Source organism: Vibrio rhizosphaerae, assembly GCF_024347095.1.
Classification (GTDB): Bacteria; Pseudomonadota; Gammaproteobacteria; order Enterobacterales; family Vibrionaceae; genus Vibrio; species Vibrio rhizosphaerae.
The window spans coordinates 657,560-674,656 of sequence record NZ_AP024903.1 but is presented as its reverse complement, the minus strand read 5'-3'; the positions used below and the strand labels follow the sequence as shown (position 1 = coordinate 674,656).

The window sequence follows — 17,097 nt, the reverse complement described above, 5'->3', positions numbered from 1 at the left end:
ACGCGGATGTGATCAGAAATCATGTCGCGTTCGGTGATGCGAAACACAAGAATCGCGGTGAAGGTTCACCGGGCAATTCTCCGTCGCGACCAATCAGTTGGTTGCTTCATTCATGGTCATCGATTGCTCTGAACGCGGGATAAAAAACATGGCAATCAATGTCACGACGGTCGGTAAGATCCATCCCATGCCAATCTCAAACAGTGGCAGGAAGTTGAAATAAGAGACATCCACACCAACAAATTTGAAAGCATCAATCAGCGCAAACAGGAAAGGCACCAGTAAAGCGATCCGGTAAGCCAGTTTAGGATTCGGTAATTTATTGCGGATAAATGTCAGTGCAACCAGCGTAATCGCGACCGGATACAAAGCAAACAGCACGGGAATAGACAGTGAAATTAACTGGCTTAAGCCAACATTTGCAACCACAGCACAAACCACACTGTTCACAATGACCCACTGATGATAACTGAATCGCGTCAGTGAACTAAAGTAATCAGAACACGCAGAAATGAGACCAATCGCTGTCGTCAGACAAGCCAACAATACAATAATGGATAAAACAACTTGCCCAAAGTAGCCAAACATCGCCTGCACATACAGACTGAGAATCACCCCACCGTTGTCAGCCCCGCTCGCAATGACTGAACTGGTTGCTCCCAGATAGAACAACGAAATATAGACAAATGCGAGACCGAAAGCCGCAATAAAGGCGGCCGCAATCAGATACTTGGTCGTGGCTTGAGATTCGGTAATCCCTTTGCCGCGCAGGACATCCACCATCAACATCCCGAACATCAACGACGCGAAGGTATCCATGGTGTTATAACCTTCCAGAAAACCTGTGGTTAAAGGTTTTTCCAGATACGCGCCTTGCGCAGCCACAATCGTTCCTTGTGGATGAACAACGACACCCACAGCAACAATAATCAGACCGACAAATAACGTTGGCGTTAAAACCTTACCAATTAAATCAATCAGTTTCCCTTGAGACCAAGAGAAAAAAGCAGCAACGACAAAAAATAGAACAGAGAAAAAAGTCAGATTAGCAAAGCTACTGTCACCAACCAAGGGGTTAAATGCCATCTCAAAAGCAACAAGCCCGGTTCGGGGGGCGGCAAAAGCAGGGCCGATAATGATAAAAATCAGCACCGCCATAATCGTCGAGACTCTAAGTGGTAAATCTTTGGTCAGGTGTTGCCAGCTGCCGCCTGCAACCGCAACCGCAATAATAGCAATTAAAGGGAGTCCGACGGCCGTCAGGAGAAATCCACCCATTGCCGATGAAAGGTGTTCGCCTGCCATTTGTCCGGCAAGCGGAGGAAAAATGATGTTACCGGCCCCAAGAAAAAAAGCGAACAGCATAAAGCCGACCGCCATAATATCGGTTAATTTCAATGTCTGTTTCACAGAGCACCTTCTTATGTTTATGTTGTGTTTGTCACTGCGGCAGTAGACTGCCTCTCGTTTTTATGCGGCGATAATGAACAAACAGAATGAAATAATCAATAAAACGATAAAAAATAGTCAATTGATCCATGTAAATTCACATTTACTAGAACAAAAAACCAATAAGAAAGTAAAAAAATGATACAAAAAATAAAAACTATTGGTACAACTTATTCACAAATGCAGTCTCTGCTGGATGGACTTGAAAGGTCATACGATTCCTGCCAACATCTCGCTCAATGTACACCTCATGACCGGAAAAGCATTGAACGCCGCTTCGGTGAAGTGAAGTCAACGCCGGATAAAACAATATCGATGAAAAAAGGCTCACCGTCCCCCAAAACGTTTCATTTCAAACAATTTTCGGTCTCCGCTGGCGAGTGCGGCATGCCCGTGAGTACGGATGGTGTGTTATTAGGTGCCTGGATGAATGGCGAGCATCTTCGTTCGATTCTCGATATCGGTACCGGCACCGGCTTATTGGCTTTATTTTGTGCCCAACGTTTTCCAACGGCACAGATCACGGCACTCGATATTGATCAACAAGCCATTCAGACGGCGATCCACAACCGGGATCATTCGCCATGGGCATCACGGATCAAAATAGAACATCAAGATATCTTAACTTTTGCTCCCCGGTCGGATTATGATGCGATTATCTGCAATCCGCCTTATTTCACCTCAGGGCAAACGTCCGTCGTGCCGGAACGGGCACTGGCCCGACACGTTTCCGGCTTCTCTCACCAACAGCTTTTACATCATTGTTATCATTTGCTTTCACCTTCAGGACAACTCAGTATGATTTTGCCTTGTCAGGAAGGGGATGCGCTGATTGAAGTCGCCAAACAACAGGGGTGGTTTCTAACCCGCTATTGTCTGGTCTCTCCCACCGATACCAAACCTCCTGCCCGGGTACTGTTTTCACTCAGCAAAACAGCACCATCGGCCTGTGAATTCACCCAGCTCACAATTCGCGCTCAAAACAGCTATACATCGGCGTTTACCGAACTGACCCGGGCGTTTTACCTCAAAATGTAAAAAAGCCTGAAGATGTAAAAAAGGATGTAAGATCGTGATGGAAGTCTCTATAATGCCGAGCTTTGGTTTTGCCATCCCCGTTGCACCTGTCTCGGATAACGGATAGCTTAACAGATAGTTTGATGAATGAGCGTTTTGATGCAGAGCGTTCGACAAGCAGAGAAATAGCCGTGATTAAAAATTTTTCAGACTTAGAATTAGATCCTTGTCTTCTTGAAGCCATTGAAAAAGCAGGATTTACTCGTCCGACGCAAGTTCAGGCCGAGTCCATTCCCTATGCTTTAGATGGTCGGGATGTCATGGCTTCTGCCCCAACCGGTACCGGAAAAACTGCCGCTTTTGGCTTGCCCGCGATTCAGTATTTAATCGACTTTCCACGGAAAAAGCCGGGGCCTGCCCGAATCCTGATCCTCACGCCGACCCGGGAACTGGCCATTCAGGTGGCGGAACAGATCCAGACACTGGCGCAATTCACCCATCTGAAAATCGTCACGATCACCGGTGGCGTCCAATATCAGCAGCATGCCGATCTGCTCAATGCGACACAAGATATTGTGGTAGCAACGCCCGGTCGGTTAATGGAGTACATTGAGGCCGAGCGTTTTGACTGTCGGGCCATTGAATGGCTGATCTTAGATGAAGCGGATCGCATGCTGGATATGGGCTTTGCACCAACCGTGAATCGCCTTTCCACCGAATGTCGCTGGCGTAAACAGACCTTACTGTTCTCTGCCACACTGGAAGGAAAAGGAGTTGACGGGTTTGCCGCAGATCTGTTGAACGAACCGGCAGAAGTCCGCGCCGAACCGCCAAGACGGGAACGGAAAAAAATCACTCAGTGGTACCATCGTGCAGACAGTCTGGCGCATAAGAATGAACTGCTCAAAGAGATCCTGACCGCCCAGTCTCAGCGCGCTATCGTCTTCATCAAAACCCGGGAGCGACTGGCAGAGTTACGTTCAGAATTAGAACGCAGCCAGATCCCTTGTGCATGGATTCAGGGTGAAATGCCGCAAGAGCGGCGTAATAATGCAATTACCCGCTTTCGTGAAGGAGAGATCAATATTTTACTGGCAACGGATGTCGCCGCCCGCGGCTTAGATATTTCCGACATCAGCCATGTGATCAACTATGATCTGCCCAGAACCGCCGATGTATTCCTGCACCGTATCGGCCGAACGGCCCGGGCCGGGAAAAAAGGAATTGCGATTTCACTGGTTGAAGCGCATGACCAACCGATGATCGAACGAATTCAGCGTTATATGAACGAAGAGATCAAAGAGCGCTTTATCGACGGTTTACGACCGCAGCATAAAAAACCGGTCTTCAAAAAGAAAAAGTCACCGGCGAAGAAAAAGGCAGCAACTAAAGATAAAAAAGCGGTGAAGAAGAAAGCGGCTAAAAAGAAAAAGTAATGTTGCTTTCACACCGAGATCAAAAAAGCTCCCCGAGGGAGCTTTTTTGTCTCTGCCGTGGCGTGATTAGTGCTCACGGGTAGCGCGAAAATCAATGTCCGGAAAACGTTCTTTAGCCAGATTGAGATTGACCATCGTTGGCGCGATATAAGCCAGATTATCTCCACCATCCAATGCAAGATTAGCCTGATTCTTACGCTGAAATTCATCTAATTTCTTCGCATCATCACACTCGACCCAGCGTGCCGTTGCCACATTGACACTCTCATAAATCGCTTCCACGTTATACTCAGATTTCAGCCGAGCCACGACCACGTCAAACTGTAGCACCCCGACCGCGCCAACGATCAGATCGTTATTCTGCATCGGACGGAAGACCTGCACCGCCCCTTCTTCAGATAACTGCACCAATCCTTTCAGCAGTTGTTTCTGCTTCAATGGATCTTTAAGACGAATGCGACGGAACAGCTCAGGCGCAAAATTCGGGATGCCGGAGAACTTCATTGTTTCTCCCTGCGTAAAAGTATCCCCGATCTGAATTGTACCGTGGTTGTGTAAACCGATAATATCGCCGGCAAACGCCTCTTCAGCACGCGCCCGGTCACCGGCCATAAACGTCACTGCATCAGAAATACTGACCTGTTTACCGATTCGTACGTGATTGATCTTCATCCCTTGCTGGTAAGCACCGGAGACAATCCGCATAAAGGCGATACGGTCACGGTGTTTAGGATCCATATTGGCCTGAATTTTAAACACAAACCCAGAGAATTTTTCTTCCGTCGCCTCAACAACACGGTCAGCCGTTTGACGCCCCAGCGGCGCAGGTGCCCATTCCGTCAGCCCATCAAGCATATGATCAACACCAAAGTTCCCCAAGGCTGTGCCGAAGAATACCGGAGTCAACTCACCCTGCAGGAACAGTTCCTGATCAAACTCATTCGAAGCACCGACAACCAGTTCCAGCTCTTCTCGCAGTTGCGCGGCCAGATCATCACCGACTGCCTGATCGAGCTCCGGATTATCAAGCCCTTTGACGATCCGCAATTCTTGAATGGTATGCCCCTGACCGGTCGAATATAAAATGGTTTCATCACGGCGTAGGTGATAAACACCTTTGAAGTTTTTACCGCAGCCAATCGGCCAAGTCACCGGCGCACAAAGAATATCCAGCTCATTCTCTACTTCATCTAACAGCTCCATCGGATCGCGGATATCGCGGTCCAACTTATTCATGAAGGTAACAATCGGTGTATCCCGCAGACGGGTGACTTCCATCAGCTTACGGGTCCGGTCTTCAACCCCTTTGGCAGCATCGATCACCATCAGGCAAGAATCGACCGCAGTCAGCGTCCGATAGGTATCTTCAGAAAAGTCTTCGTGTCCGGGAGTATCGAGCAGGTTAACCAGGCAATCATTATAAGGAAATTGCATGACTGACGTGGTAATCGAGATGCCCCGCTCTTTTTCCATATCCATCCAGTCCGATTTCGCATGTTGATTCGAGCCACGCCCTTTGACCGTACCGGCCTGTTGAATCGCACGTCCGAATAACAACACTTTTTCAGTAATGGTGGTTTTACCCGCATCCGGGTGGGAAATGATCGCAAAGGTTCTTCGCTTATTAACTTCGTTGAGAAAATTCTGGTCAGCCATGAATAAAATCTTTTATCTGTACACGGATTTGCACGCACTTTTCAGGCGCTTTTCAGGTGCGCCACGGATCAAACCCGTCAGGTGAATCGTAATAGGCTGCTATTCTCGCTGATCTTGGCTGTTTAAACAATCTGGTTGTGCAACAATCCCAGTGATGTGAATGAATCAGACTGACGAAGCGAAAAATCCGTGCCCGACACGATTTTCAGGCGTGCAAGCAACGGATCAGCGTATAAAATGAAATGACTCGTCATCAATCACGGTCGGATGTGAATTAAAATCTGTACATCATGCCGATATTGGCCGAGTTGACATCCACATCACTCATCCCCAATCGTTGCAGTCCGATATTGAATGAAAAACGTTGATTGAATCGAAACAGCCATCCCGCCCGCAAATTATAACCAATCCCGTCTTCGTCAATGGTTTTGACTGAACGTAATTCAACTTCGGTCTGGTTATAGTTCAGCCCGACAGACGCATAAAGAAACTGGCGATCCGTAAGATAGAAGTTGCGGTTCAGACTCAGTGATAATGCCCGGTAATCCAGCTCTTCTTCTGACTTCGTCGCAATACCAATGTCTTTACGTGGCACACTACTTCCGGATCCCATATGTAAGCCGGCCAAAACGCTCCAGTTCTGATTCAAATCTATCCCGGCCATAAGTGCACCGGTCCATGAAACATCAATATTATCCGATGCCGATTTATAATCGGAAGACCCGACTCCGGTTTCAATCCCAATCCATGTCGCTGCCTCACTGGTTGATGCGAGTAATACACTAACGACACCTAAAAAACTGATCAATTTTTTCACGACTACTTTTCCTCTACAACAATGAAAATGGACAAAATCAATTGGCAAGTCATTATCATTGAAAAGAGGCTGATATTTGAGCGACTTATAGTGACGTTGTGTGACAGTCTGTAACCGCGAACCGGTAGTCTGAACAGGAGATTTGTGACGGGAGACCGGGCCAGACTGAACATCCGATTGCGGCCCAGTTCATTGAATTTTTGAGGAAACGGCAAGCCTGACTCCGTTCCCCGGAGTCAACGCTATCCGCTGCATACCACGTGATGGCGGAACAGAATTAATCCTCTTCGGCATAAACACACAACTGGTAGCCAACCCCCCGGATGGTTTTGATCAGCGCTTTACCATCGTCCAACACGAGCTTTTGTCTTAATCGGGAGATACGGCGATCAATCGAACGATCTAAACCATCATATTCAAAACCACGGATTTTCTGCAGAATCTCATCCCGGCTGACCACTTTACCAACCGTACTGGCCAGTAAAACCAAGAGTTCAAATTCAGCAGTGGTCGTTTCAACGGGCGCCTGATTCAACACAACGGTCCGATTACTTAAATCAATCACCAATGGTCCGCAGACCAGCGTATAGGGTTCCATCGTTATATTGGAATGGGATGATTTTCGTTCCGAACGCCGTAATAAAGCATAAATCCGGGAAAGTAATAAATGAGGCTGCACCTGCTTAATCACATAATCATCGGCACCGATTTCCAGTCCTTTCATCTGGTCAGCATCATCGTCTAAAGCCGTTTGCATCAAGATATAGCCGGAATAAAAAGTGCGGAGCTCCCGACAAACCTCCATACCATTCATCCCCGGTAACATTACATCAAGAATCACCAGATCCGGCGAAAGATCAGCCACTTGCTTAATCGCATCAGTACCGTTATTCACCGTCATCACGTCAAAACCGTAGCGAGACAAAAAATCCGCGATCAAGCTAGAAAGCTCGACGTCATCTTCCACCAGAAGAATACGTTTATTGTAATTCAGGTAGGGGGTCATTATTTCTGGCTCCTCAAAATCAAATGACTATCGAAACCAGTGTAACGAAATTCAGCCCAAAAGAATGTAGTATTTTGTACCAAATCACCTCAGTCGGGCTGAAAGGACAGAAAACAGTATCTATGATTCAGGCACTGTCTTTTTAATATCTCGCTCATACCACTGCGGTTTGGTCAGCACCACCAGTTCTCCGGCCTGAACCTTTTCAGCGACAGCATCAATGTAGGCTTTGAAAAATGACTCATACACATTGATCCCCGGATTGGGTGTATCAGGTGTCCACCCCTCTTCCGGGTCAGGCACGATCCGGTGAAAATAGGTTTCAAGCGTCGTACCGCGTAAAAGCACGCGATCTAACAACGGAGAAAACTGATTAAATGTCATATAAGAAACGCCCTGACCAATAGTGGTCATCTCCCGGCCGCCAAAACCAAAACGCGTGTACATATCCCCGCCGACGGTAATTCGTCCGGACTTAAACCCGGCATCCCGGAGTGCCTCTGGCAGTTTATCTAAATAAAACTCCCCCGACTCATCGTTAAACATCGCGGGTAAGTTCTGTGGCGGAATCTTTTGTGACAAAGTGACCGAAGAGACTGCATCGCCGCCACCATTAATGACATAGGTATTCTTAGGAATATTTGAACCATAAACGCGCATCCCGACATGAATCGGATAATTGCTATCCAGTGTCACCACATTTGAGCCATCGGAAGTCATCGATGTGACCTGAATCGGCCGGACCTTGGTGTCAAAAAACTTCCCGCCGGGATAACAGAAATGGTACATCGCCTCGGAATCAAGGCCATGTTGTTTCAACGCATCCCACGCGGAAGTCGCATTGGTAACGGCAGTGGCAACATCCGCAGCATCGGTCATCGGCGTATCATCGGGTGAACCATCCACGCTAATCGCCCAGCCGGCATCCGACAACATCGAAATCTGCTCCCAAGTTAACCGATTCGTCCACCCAACCTGCTCGGTTGGTACATAAATAGTGCCGACTAACCCATATTGCGCCATATAGGGATAAGCAATGCTTTCTATCGTATCTTCACCATCGTCAAAACCGATGACGACGGTGGGTTGACCTTTTGCATTCGCATATAGTGAATCAATGGTATTGTTGATCAAATAAGGCGCGGTACGAGCCGGTGAGCTGACCCGAACTCTGGTGACATCAACCGATTGAGACAACAAGGGATCTTCTGATTGATGAAATGCAATCCAATACGTTTTCAGCGGTGCATTCGAATTCAGATTGGCGACATTGAGATTATAATTGATGCCGGTGTACGAACCACCAGCGGTTCCCAGTCTGACATTCAGGTTGCTCGTCACACGAGGTAACGCTTTGTGAACAGCAAAGGCAATCACGCCCATATCATTCGAATTGATCGACGCCGATAAACGCTTCTGGGCAATGGCATGGGACAGTTCTTTACCCTTCCCCAACACAGCCATGGCTCCCTGCCCTTCCGTCACCGGACAAACCTGCCGGAAGGTTCCCCCACGATTGACGGACCACCCCGTCATCGAGTCAAAACTTTCCAGTAATGTCGGCGTGGGCAGACTTGTTGATTCCGATTCACTGGCTTGAGTAGTGACAGCAACTGCCGTCAAACAAATCAGTAACAAACCACCGAGTAACCGGTGATGTAAAGATAAAAGCCACCTAGCTAACTGCATATTTTCTCTCCCTCATCATAAAAACAGACGGTTTCATTGATTATGAACCGGGGGCAGTCCCCCGAATTACCTTAGATGTTGTTTCAGCAAAAACGACTGAATAAAAACACCCATACGAATCCATTTAATTCAAACAAGCAACGTCGTTCATTCATCAGGCGCGATCATGCATGGCAAAACAATTTGAAATAACAGAGAAAAGTAAGATTGCTGTATGTATATGTTTAGCCTTCTTATTTTGGGAAGCATGACAAAAGTTAGGGGAATTTTATTATGATACGTATCTATAAATATGGCACAGACTGACCATTTAGGTTGAAAAACAGTCAATCTGTGGGGGAATGAGGTTTACTGACAGATCTTATCGGCCCAAGCTTGCGCAGCACGATCGAGCACAGTATAAACCTGTTGAAAAACTGCCGGGGGTTGTTGATAGGGGTCATCAATCTGACTGATCCCCAGCCAATGTCCGAAAAGCATCGCTTTATGACGTGCTTGCGGAAACATGCGACTCAGCATATCAATCTGATTGAGATTCATCACTAAGATTAAATCACAGCAATCAACCATAGCAGGGGTAACTTGTTGTGCCCGGTGACCGGTCAGATCGATCCCCAATGTACAGGCAATATCTTGCGCAGTCAGGTCAGCCGGAGCACCGACGAGTCCACTTTTCTCAGTCACTAATCCGGCAGAGCACACCGAATAAGATGGCATGAGGCGCTGAAGCCGTTCGGCCGCATAAGGAGAACGGCAGATATTCCCGGCACAAATCACGAGAATGTTTTCAAACATAAGGCATCTCTTCGAAGCATTATTGTTGCTCAATCATCCACTTGAGCAAGGCTTTACGTTGTGCATCAGTTGCTTGTAAATACCAAGCCTGAATCTGAGGCACAAAATGATCAGCAGACCGGGAATCTGATGGCTGAGCAATCTCGGTTTGCCCCGTATCTGTCGATTGCGGTGACTTGGACATGGACGGAGACAACTCAGTCCGGGGCGACGACGTGCCGCCGGATAAGCGCGAAATCCCCTGCTGGCGATTATAGCGCGCAATAGCAGCTTCAATATTCTGATAAGGCAGAAAACCGGGATTCCCCGGCAGTTCAACCGGTTGGAGAGCCGTATATTTACCCTGCGAATCGACTAATTGCCACACCACCGTTCCATTTTCAAATGCAGATTCCGCAGTTGAATAGTCACGAAAACGCGAATGACTCAGAACCATTGACGCCGATTCTGAAAACGGGATGAACACAACCAAAGGTGTTGACTGATATTTCTTCTTCCGGGAACCATACCGCAATGATTCTTCGTACCGGAATACAAACTGATGCGTCCCTCCCGGCAACTGAATCATCTGAGTATGCTCCACTTTCTGCCCATCAACAGCCAATAGTGCCACACTGCCCGGCAAGCTCAGTTCTGCCGCACATACAGCACCGGAAAAACACCCGGCGAGCAGTCCAAGAATAGATAGAATACGTTTCAAAATGACTCCCTGAGGTGATGTTGATATTTGCATGAACCCGCGTTGGCCCGACTGAACAATCGCGCCGTGACATCCGACAAGATCAGAATGTTGTATCCATACCGACCACGTAACCTGTTTCTTGATCATCCTGATCGGTCAGGCCGACTTCGGCATAGATTGCGACATCATTCGACAATGCATAAGTCACATTGAAATAGAAATCATTGACATCACCGTTTGGCACAGCGTTGCTGATGCTATGATCCGTCTCGACAACCGCCCATCCGGCAGCATATTCAAACCGTCCGCCATCGTTATAACTCACCGTCAAACCATAGGTTGATTTATCCCGATCCGATGCATTTTCCTGCTCCGTCGAAGAAACACCATAGGTTGTCGCAAACTGCCAGTCACCATACAGATAACGGACTTCCAGATCGTAGGTTCGAATATCCATTTTATTCTTCTGAGCCTGAGCAAGAAAAATGGTAAAATCAAAGTCTTCGACTCTTGCTCCTAAATTACCATCGAGCTGGTAATCATCGTTACTCCCGGAAGCATTGGTATTATTCTTATTCTCCAAATATGCCAGCCCGCCATAAAACATTTCACCGCCGTCATATTTATATTTAATCACCTGATCCCCTTCGTTCTTGGCACTTTCAACAAAGGAGGTAAAACCGAATTCATAGTCGTCCCCGATACCGGAGTCATCCAAAATCGTCGGTTGCGCACCAAAACTAATGGTATGAGACTGAAGATAGATGATCTTACCGTATACATCGCCGCGTCGGATCGAGCTATTATCCTCTTCATCATTGGCATCGACATTCATATGCGAACCCACCACCAAATCTTCGGTCAGCTCATAGGTCATATCAAAGCCAAATTTCGCTTCGTTGACATTCCATTCAGAATGCTTGCTTTTATCCTGAGATTTATAATACTGCACATCCACTTCCCCGGATAAATCAACAGTCACACCATCCAGTGAATATATTTCCGCGGCATGAGTCACCGAAGCACTACTCGCCACTGCTAACGTAATTAATGTTTTTTTCATGTTATTCCCCGATTATTTTAATCGTACTGACGTCCTATTTATCTCTACAAAAAATTTCAGTAAAAACGATTTACGACCCAGGTTTGGCGTCATATTTTGCGAGTGCAAAACGATTGAATTAATCCATAAATCAAAAGCACAGACGTCAACTTCATGAAAGTTCTTGTTCAGCGCTCAATCAATAAAAATATTTCTCGTATAATTCTTATGAATAAAACAAATTCTCGTCTGGTTGCACCATCATGAAATAAAACAGTGACGCTCAGACAGTCGCCATTTCAGCGGCAACAGAATGATTCGCCGGACGAATCTGGATGTATCTCACACAACCGGACAGCACCAGAATCAGGATAAACGTCACCGCATTCGCGGGAGCCTGAAGATGAAAATCGACACTGATTTGCGCCAGCATCGCCAAAATGCCCATCAGGCAGCCTAATGCGGTTCCTTTTAAGGTTTTACTGTGTCGGGTTCTGATCCCCCTGAAGCAAAACCATAGTGCGATCAGTATCGGTAAACTTAACAGTACAACCGCAGGGAGCCCGGCCTCGACAGCGAATTGAATATACTCGTTATGGGCATAGTTGTAATAGCCGATATTGTAGTGCGTGTAGTGAGGGAACGTCGAATAGAAGCTGCCTAATCCCGTACCGCTCAACGGATAATCACGAATGATATCCAGACTCCACGCCACCGCCTGATCACGCGTCTCAGCCGCAACGGAAGTGGATTCGATACGCTGTTTCACTTTATCAATCCCAAACAATGTACCGACCAGCAATGTATCAATCAGCATCATGGAAATAATCAATGCCGTCAGTGCCCTCGGTCTGCGCTGATAAAAACACAGAGCAATGACCCCGCCACATGCGATCACCGAAAAGAAAACTGCATTCCCCATGCGTGAACGCGTCATGATCAGAGCAATCACCATCACAATCAGACATAAACGGAGCATCATTTTGGCGGACAGCAACGCACTGAACCAACGCCGGATACGCACCTGCCAAGAGCCGGATTCAGTCTGATGCAGTTGCGAAATAATCAGTCCAATCCCCAGACATAAACACATCACCAAATAATTGGCAAAATGATTGAAATAAACAAATGTCCCTGTGGCCCGATTGCCTTGCGGCAAGTGAAATACCCAGCTTTGACGGACATCTAATAATATGGTCAAGCCCCCGTAAAACGCTTGAAAAGTGCCACTGATGACCAACGCATACAGCACAGTTTTCACACGCTTGACGGAATCGATCAAAATCACCGCATTCAGCGCAAACAGCGTATAAGCGATCCCTTTCATCAGCCCGGTGAATGTCGCATAACGATCATAAGAAAGACTGCCGACATCGGCCCCTGCCTGACGATAAATCTGAGCCACATCCGGTGCAATGACACGGAGTACCTCTAACGGCAATGGGATTGCCTGAATGGCGACCCACAACTGGAAAAGACTCAGCGGTGCCAACAACCAGACAAATTTTCGGATTTTCTGCCAGGGAAACTGATGCCATAAAGAGACGGTGAGTAACAGCGTCTGACAGGCTATCCAGATTTCAAATATCGACCATGACCACATTCTGTGGCTCCCGAGCGGAATCGGCAGCCAGACCAGCATGAGCAATAAAGAATACCAGCATCCACGTTCGATCCGCGTCATATGTATCCCCGTTTAAGATGAACATGTTCAGGTCGTGTTGGAACGATAAACCCATGCCCCGATGTACATGCTGAGCCCGGCATTAGCTGGGAGAAATACCACTTCCCCGGAGGTGACGCCGGATAATCGGCGCTTGTTGGGTTGGAGCCGGCCCCGCTGCAGTGGCTTGCGCAACAGTTGTCGGGTCAATATTCGCGACAATCGCCAGTTCCGGTAACAGCGTTGCATCTAAGCCCAAATCAAGTGCCATTGATGCAATTGCCAGCGCCGCTTCAGGCGCAGCATTAAATGCGGCCAAGACGAGGTCTTCAAGGGATTCGTTCGGTGCTTTGCGATACACCGCCTGAAGCACTAACGGTGCATCCAGCGGATTTTCCTCCGCCATAATACGAACCACATCGAGCGGCGCACTGGTCACAAACAATCGTTCAACCCGTTGCTCGATTCGCGCTTGTTCACCCTTGGAAGCGGCTGCCAAAACGGTATTAGCCTGAGTGCCGTTCCCCGGTGCAGCCATGACGGAAGATGCCAATCCGACACTCCATAAAATATGCACTGTCAATCCTTTGAGTTTCATCATTATTTCCCCGTCCACCCGTCGTTATGCCAAATTTAATCATGACGATCCCATCTGTTCATGTATATAACCATTCAGGCTGAGCAGACAGCTACATGCATTCAATGATTCAAACTATAGGGGGATTCGGGGGCGTAAAACAAGACGATAAAATCAGCAAATGTTATTATTATCAATAGTGAGACAAATAGATTCTGAAATATACATTGATGAGACTCATTCATTGAATAGTAACCCGATGAATGAGTCTCCGAGAGCGGGGAAAATTATTTATCGCGGCAAGTGTTATTGCTGATGAATATAATCAACAATATTTTTATACGTTGTTACCCAGTATTGATCCTGATGTTTGGCCAGATACTGTACTAATTCACGGTGTGCCTGATCACTGGTCGATAAATAATCGCCGCCAACACCATGAAATTTAATTCCGATAATTTTAGTCTGCGGATTCGCAGCCGAGTGTTCAATGTAGTTGATCAGCTGTTCTCCAGAGACATTATGAGCAGACCAGTAAACTTCTTCCGGCTTGGGTAATGTTTGCCCGTAGACTCCGGCGACCAAAGGCCGTACGGCTGACAGATAATCACCGCTCCCCGTCATCGTCTCAAAACATGGTGGCGTTAACGTGCGACTCTTTTGCCCATCGAGTAAAAACAGGAACGTATTTGCCATCTTCACTTCCGCTGCCATCCATTCCGGAGTCCGCTGCTCCAGCGATGCATAGGGCTTGACCCAACTCCGGTCCGGTCCTTGAGAAGAGCACGGATGAAACACGGTATGATTTCCCAGCTCGTGCCCTTCTTGTGCGACTTTCTTCCAGGCATCAACCTGCGATTGATTATTGAGTGTTGCAGAACCGGGGAGCAGATAAAAAGATCCTTTAATATGGTACTGATCTAACACCGGCACCGCGTGCTCCAACTGAGACGCAAGCGCGTCATCGTATGACAGATGAACCGCGACATGAGCCCCATTCGGAAACGTGATTTTACCGGCACTTGCCTGAAGCGGTGTAACGAAAACCATGAGTATCCCGAGATAAAAACTGCTGATGTTTAACTTTAGCCGATGTTGACGTTGATTGTTGATACCTATCATGCATTCACTTCCATTATTGAACTGAATCTTTTGGGAAAATCCCCAGTCGATTCAATTGAATACCTTCTTTTTTGACAATAGCCGGATTACCAGCCACTAACGTGTTAGACGGGACATCTTTGGTGACCACCGCACCCGCCGCTACAATACATGAATCACCTATCGTGACCCCGGGTAAGATCAACGAATTACAGCCGATATGACAATTTTTACCAATCTTCACATCCGCTTTGAGATGGCGACACATATCATGCGCCAAAATCGCGACCCCAAACGCAACGTATGTCCCTTCGCCAATGTAGATCCCATCGCCATTACGTTTATCGATTTTCGCTTTTAAAGAAATTCTTGCCGTTGCGTCGATATGGGTTCCAAAAAAACGATTGAGATACCACACATTCAAAGAGAGAAGACGTTGGCGGAGCTGAATTTGGATAAAATCTTTTATTTTTTTCATCATCGTAAATATCTACCCTACGTCTGGTCATCATGCGCTGGCCAGTGACAAGATGTACTGCGCCAATTGATCTCGTTCCGGTGTATCCAGCCCTTCAGGCGCCGCGAGTGTCTGATAATCACGCAACAACGCTTCCAGCTCATGTTCATCCCGGGCAGTATAAATCCCCTTCACATTTGAAAATGAATTCAGGGTATCCAACTGATGATCATTGCGATGTTCCTGATACTGCGCCAGCCGGGGGAAAATAATTAACGGCTTGCGGATCCGCAAGCAATTGATGATCGTCCCCATCCCGGCGTGAGAGATGATCAATTCAGACTGACGAAACTGCTCATCCAGTTCATCGGGCGCAAAAAACTTGGCACTCTGAATCGACTTGGCCTGATAGTCAGATTCACCAATCTGGCTGCTCACATCCAGCTGATATTTTTCAGCAAGTTGATCCACCGTTTGAACCAAACGATCAAACGGCAGTTGTGTCCCTACAGTTAAAAAAATCATATCACTCTTCCTTGATAGGTCACCTGATGGGATTCAGCGACTTCGCGCCATTGCGAGATCACATGAATCCGACATTGAGCGGCCAGCCGCCCTGAAAGCGACAACTTTTTCGAATTGGCGATACTGTCAACCCAGACTGTTTTTATCCCGCTCATTTTACTCAGCAGTGCCATCACCAGCCCGGGTGCCGCCCCGGTGGTCACCACCAGAGACGGGCGTTCTTTGCGGAGGATCTGCCAACACTGGAAGACCACTTTAACCGCGAGATAAGCCGTATCCCGGCTAAAGTCAGAAATTTGATAATAGCGCTCTCCCGCCATAAAGCCGGGCTGATTGTCGTAAGTCCCAGCGATCACCCGGTCACAACAATCGAGCTTTTCAGAAAGCAGGCTCAATTGAACAAAGTGCCCGCCCGGGGAAGCCACCAGCAATATTTTATTTTTCATTCTTGACCTCATTGATCGTCAGCGCGCTATATTCGATGCCCATCAATTCATCGATGTTTTTGTCGCGATATAAACCAAACTTAAAATAGTGGTAGTAATCGTTCAGCATGATCTTATCGGCAAAATCAAACGAATGACGTTTCCCGTCTACATCACACCAGCCGGAAACCCGTCCATCGGTCTTATAGAGCCAATGCACCTGAGTACGACAGGTGATTTGCTGCTTGGGCCGGACCGGAATTCGTTCATCGTGATTCGCCGTATGCAGTACCAGATACAGTTGATCATCATATTCGAGCTGATAGGAGAGCGGCGGAGAGCTGCTCTTATAATTGGACCAGGTTTCTCCTTTTCTCGGATCCGGTTGATCATGCCACTGGGCGACAATCACCCATACACCATCCCATCCTTGAGAAAAAACCGGCGAGTCCAGTAGTTTAAAAGAGAACTGATAACGGATCGTATCCCCGACCTCATAGGGGCTCTGGACACTCACTTCCGAACGTTCACCGTTAAAAATATAAGAATTATTCCCGTTCAGAATAAACTGCACCCCATCGTCTTTCATCGCGATGGCTTTCGGATTGGCTTCAAAAAAGAACTGTTCGGCGGGTTGATTATATTCAATCACCCGTTTCAGCTCGGCAGTCTTTTCCTCATTACTGCAACAGGCCGTCGCCATCGCTGAATAACTTCCCAAACCCCCAAAGAGACATAGATATAGCATTTTCCTCATGAT

Annotated in this window: 17 protein-coding genes; 2 read left to right on the top strand and 15 right to left on the bottom strand. The window is 47.3% G+C overall.

The genetic code is table 11. From position 1 onward, the window contains the following. Positions 1-93: 93 nt before the first annotated feature. Complete coding sequence (gene brnQ / locus OCV37_RS03075) at positions 94-1,410, bottom strand: branched-chain amino acid transport system II carrier protein (protein ID WP_038178085.1); 1,317 nt, start codon at positions 1,408-1,410, stop codon at positions 94-96. 354 nt (positions 1,411-1,764) lie between these two features. Here brnQ and OCV37_RS03070 point away from each other — a divergent pair, with 354 nt between their 5' ends. Together OCV37_RS03070 and srmB are read left to right on the top strand one after the other, a co-directional pair. Continuing rightward, complete coding sequence (locus tag OCV37_RS03070; RefSeq protein ID WP_038178265.1) at positions 1,765-2,487, top strand: tRNA1(Val) (adenine(37)-N6)-methyltransferase; 723 nt, start codon at positions 1,765-1,767, stop codon at positions 2,485-2,487. A 170-nt stretch (positions 2,488-2,657) separates the two neighbouring features. Continuing rightward, the gene (srmB, locus tag OCV37_RS03065) at positions 2,658-3,902 is read left to right on the top strand and encodes an ATP-dependent RNA helicase SrmB (protein ID WP_038178266.1); all 1,245 of its coding nucleotides are present in this window, start codon (positions 2,658-2,660) and stop codon (positions 3,900-3,902) included. Positions 3,903-3,968: 66 nt separating this feature from the next. Here srmB and prfC read toward each other — a convergent pair whose 3' ends face one another. The 14 genes from prfC to OCV37_RS02995 form a co-directional block, all read right to left on the bottom strand. Beyond that, on the bottom strand, positions 3,969-5,558 hold the full coding sequence (prfC, locus tag OCV37_RS03060; RefSeq protein WP_038178087.1) for a peptide chain release factor 3: 1,590 nt from the start codon (positions 5,556-5,558) through the stop codon (positions 3,969-3,971). A gap of 274 nt (positions 5,559-5,832) precedes the next feature. Next, on the bottom strand, positions 5,833-6,375 hold the full coding sequence (locus OCV37_RS03055) for a porin family protein (protein ID WP_038178088.1): 543 nt from the start codon (positions 6,373-6,375) through the stop codon (positions 5,833-5,835). Positions 6,376-6,652: 277 nt separating this feature from the next. Next, a complete protein-coding gene (locus OCV37_RS03050) occupies positions 6,653-7,381 on the bottom strand; it encodes a response regulator transcription factor (RefSeq protein WP_038178089.1) in 729 nt (242 codons plus the stop codon). Positions 7,382-7,501: 120 nt separating this feature from the next. Beyond that, on the bottom strand, positions 7,502-9,070 hold the full coding sequence (locus OCV37_RS03045) for a polysaccharide deacetylase family protein (RefSeq protein ID WP_038178090.1): 1,569 nt from the start codon (positions 9,068-9,070) through the stop codon (positions 7,502-7,504). A 348-nt stretch (positions 9,071-9,418) separates the two neighbouring features. Beyond that, positions 9,419-9,865: a low molecular weight protein-tyrosine-phosphatase gene (locus OCV37_RS03040; RefSeq protein ID WP_038178091.1), complete on the bottom strand. Its 447-nt coding sequence runs from the start codon at positions 9,863-9,865 to the stop codon at positions 9,419-9,421. Between the two features lie 19 nt (positions 9,866-9,884). Further along, positions 9,885-10,565, bottom strand: a complete 681-nt coding sequence (locus OCV37_RS03035; protein WP_038178093.1) for a YccT family protein — start codon at positions 10,563-10,565, stop codon at positions 9,885-9,887. 82 nt (positions 10,566-10,647) lie between these two features. Next, a complete protein-coding gene (locus OCV37_RS03030) occupies positions 10,648-11,610 on the bottom strand; it encodes a porin (protein WP_038178094.1) in 963 nt (320 codons plus the stop codon). 262 nt (positions 11,611-11,872) lie between these two features. Beyond that, a complete protein-coding gene (locus tag OCV37_RS03025; RefSeq protein WP_038178095.1) occupies positions 11,873-13,273 on the bottom strand; it encodes an O-antigen ligase family protein in 1,401 nt (466 codons plus the stop codon). Between the two features lie 82 nt (positions 13,274-13,355). Beyond that, on the bottom strand, positions 13,356-13,829 hold the full coding sequence (locus tag OCV37_RS03020; protein WP_261888117.1) for a hypothetical protein: 474 nt from the start codon (positions 13,827-13,829) through the stop codon (positions 13,356-13,358). Positions 13,830-14,135: 306 nt separating this feature from the next. Further along, positions 14,136-14,951 carry a polysaccharide deacetylase family protein gene (locus OCV37_RS03015; protein ID WP_051680261.1) on the bottom strand — a complete coding sequence of 272 codons (816 nt, stop codon included), beginning with the start codon at positions 14,949-14,951 and terminating at the stop codon, positions 14,136-14,138. A gap of 13 nt (positions 14,952-14,964) precedes the next feature. Continuing rightward, positions 14,965-15,411: an acyltransferase gene (locus OCV37_RS03010; protein WP_051680263.1), complete on the bottom strand. Its 447-nt coding sequence runs from the start codon at positions 15,409-15,411 to the stop codon at positions 14,965-14,967. Positions 15,412-15,438: 27 nt separating this feature from the next. Then, a complete protein-coding gene (locus OCV37_RS03005; RefSeq protein ID WP_038178098.1) occupies positions 15,439-15,912 on the bottom strand; it encodes a glycosyltransferase in 474 nt (157 codons plus the stop codon). Then, positions 15,909-16,358, bottom strand: coding sequence for a glycosyltransferase family protein (locus OCV37_RS03000; protein ID WP_038178099.1), 450 nt, complete (start codon positions 16,356-16,358; stop codon positions 15,909-15,911). The genes OCV37_RS03005 and OCV37_RS03000 overlap by 4 nt, the downstream gene beginning before the upstream one ends. Beyond that, entirely contained in the window at positions 16,348-17,094 is a 747-nt protein-coding gene (locus OCV37_RS02995; RefSeq protein ID WP_169739340.1) for a heparin lyase I family protein, read from the bottom strand. Before OCV37_RS02995 ends, OCV37_RS03000 begins: the two co-directional genes overlap by 11 nt. Positions 17,095-17,097 lie beyond the last annotated feature (3 nt).

What these genes read in the sequence shown, in the direction of transcription:
- OCV37_RS03070 (WP_038178265.1), top strand. Translation starts at nt 1,765, where the DNA reads ATGAAAAAAGGCTCACCGTCCCCCAAAACGTTTCATTTCAAACAATTT.
- prfC (WP_038178087.1), bottom strand. Translation starts at nt 5,558, where the DNA reads ATGGCTGACCAGAATTTTCTCAACGAAGTTAATAAGCGAAGAACCTTT.
- OCV37_RS03050 (WP_038178089.1), bottom strand. Translation starts at nt 7,381, where the DNA reads ATGACCCCCTACCTGAATTACAATAAACGTATTCTTCTGGTGGAAGAT.
- OCV37_RS03045 (WP_038178090.1), bottom strand. Translation starts at nt 9,070, where the DNA reads ATGCAGTTAGCTAGGTGGCTTTTATCTTTACATCACCGGTTACTCGGT.
- OCV37_RS03040 (WP_038178091.1), bottom strand. Translation starts at nt 9,865, where the DNA reads ATGTTTGAAAACATTCTCGTGATTTGTGCCGGGAATATCTGCCGTTCT.
- OCV37_RS03030 (WP_038178094.1), bottom strand. Translation starts at nt 11,610, where the DNA reads ATGAAAAAAACATTAATTACGTTAGCAGTGGCGAGTAGTGCTTCGGTG.
- OCV37_RS03025 (WP_038178095.1), bottom strand. Translation starts at nt 13,273, where the DNA reads ATGACGCGGATCGAACGTGGATGCTGGTATTCTTTATTGCTCATGCTG.
- OCV37_RS03015 (WP_051680261.1), bottom strand. Translation starts at nt 14,951, where the DNA reads ATGATAGGTATCAACAATCAACGTCAACATCGGCTAAAGTTAAACATC.
- OCV37_RS03010 (WP_051680263.1), bottom strand. Translation starts at nt 15,411, where the DNA reads ATGATGAAAAAAATAAAAGATTTTATCCAAATTCAGCTCCGCCAACGT.
- OCV37_RS03005 (WP_038178098.1), bottom strand. Translation starts at nt 15,912, where the DNA reads ATGATTTTTTTAACTGTAGGGACACAACTGCCGTTTGATCGTTTGGTT.
- OCV37_RS03000 (WP_038178099.1), bottom strand. Translation starts at nt 16,358, where the DNA reads ATGAAAAATAAAATATTGCTGGTGGCTTCCCCGGGCGGGCACTTTGTT.
- OCV37_RS02995 (WP_169739340.1), bottom strand. Translation starts at nt 17,094, where the DNA reads ATGAGGAAAATGCTATATCTATGTCTCTTTGGGGGTTTGGGAAGTTAT.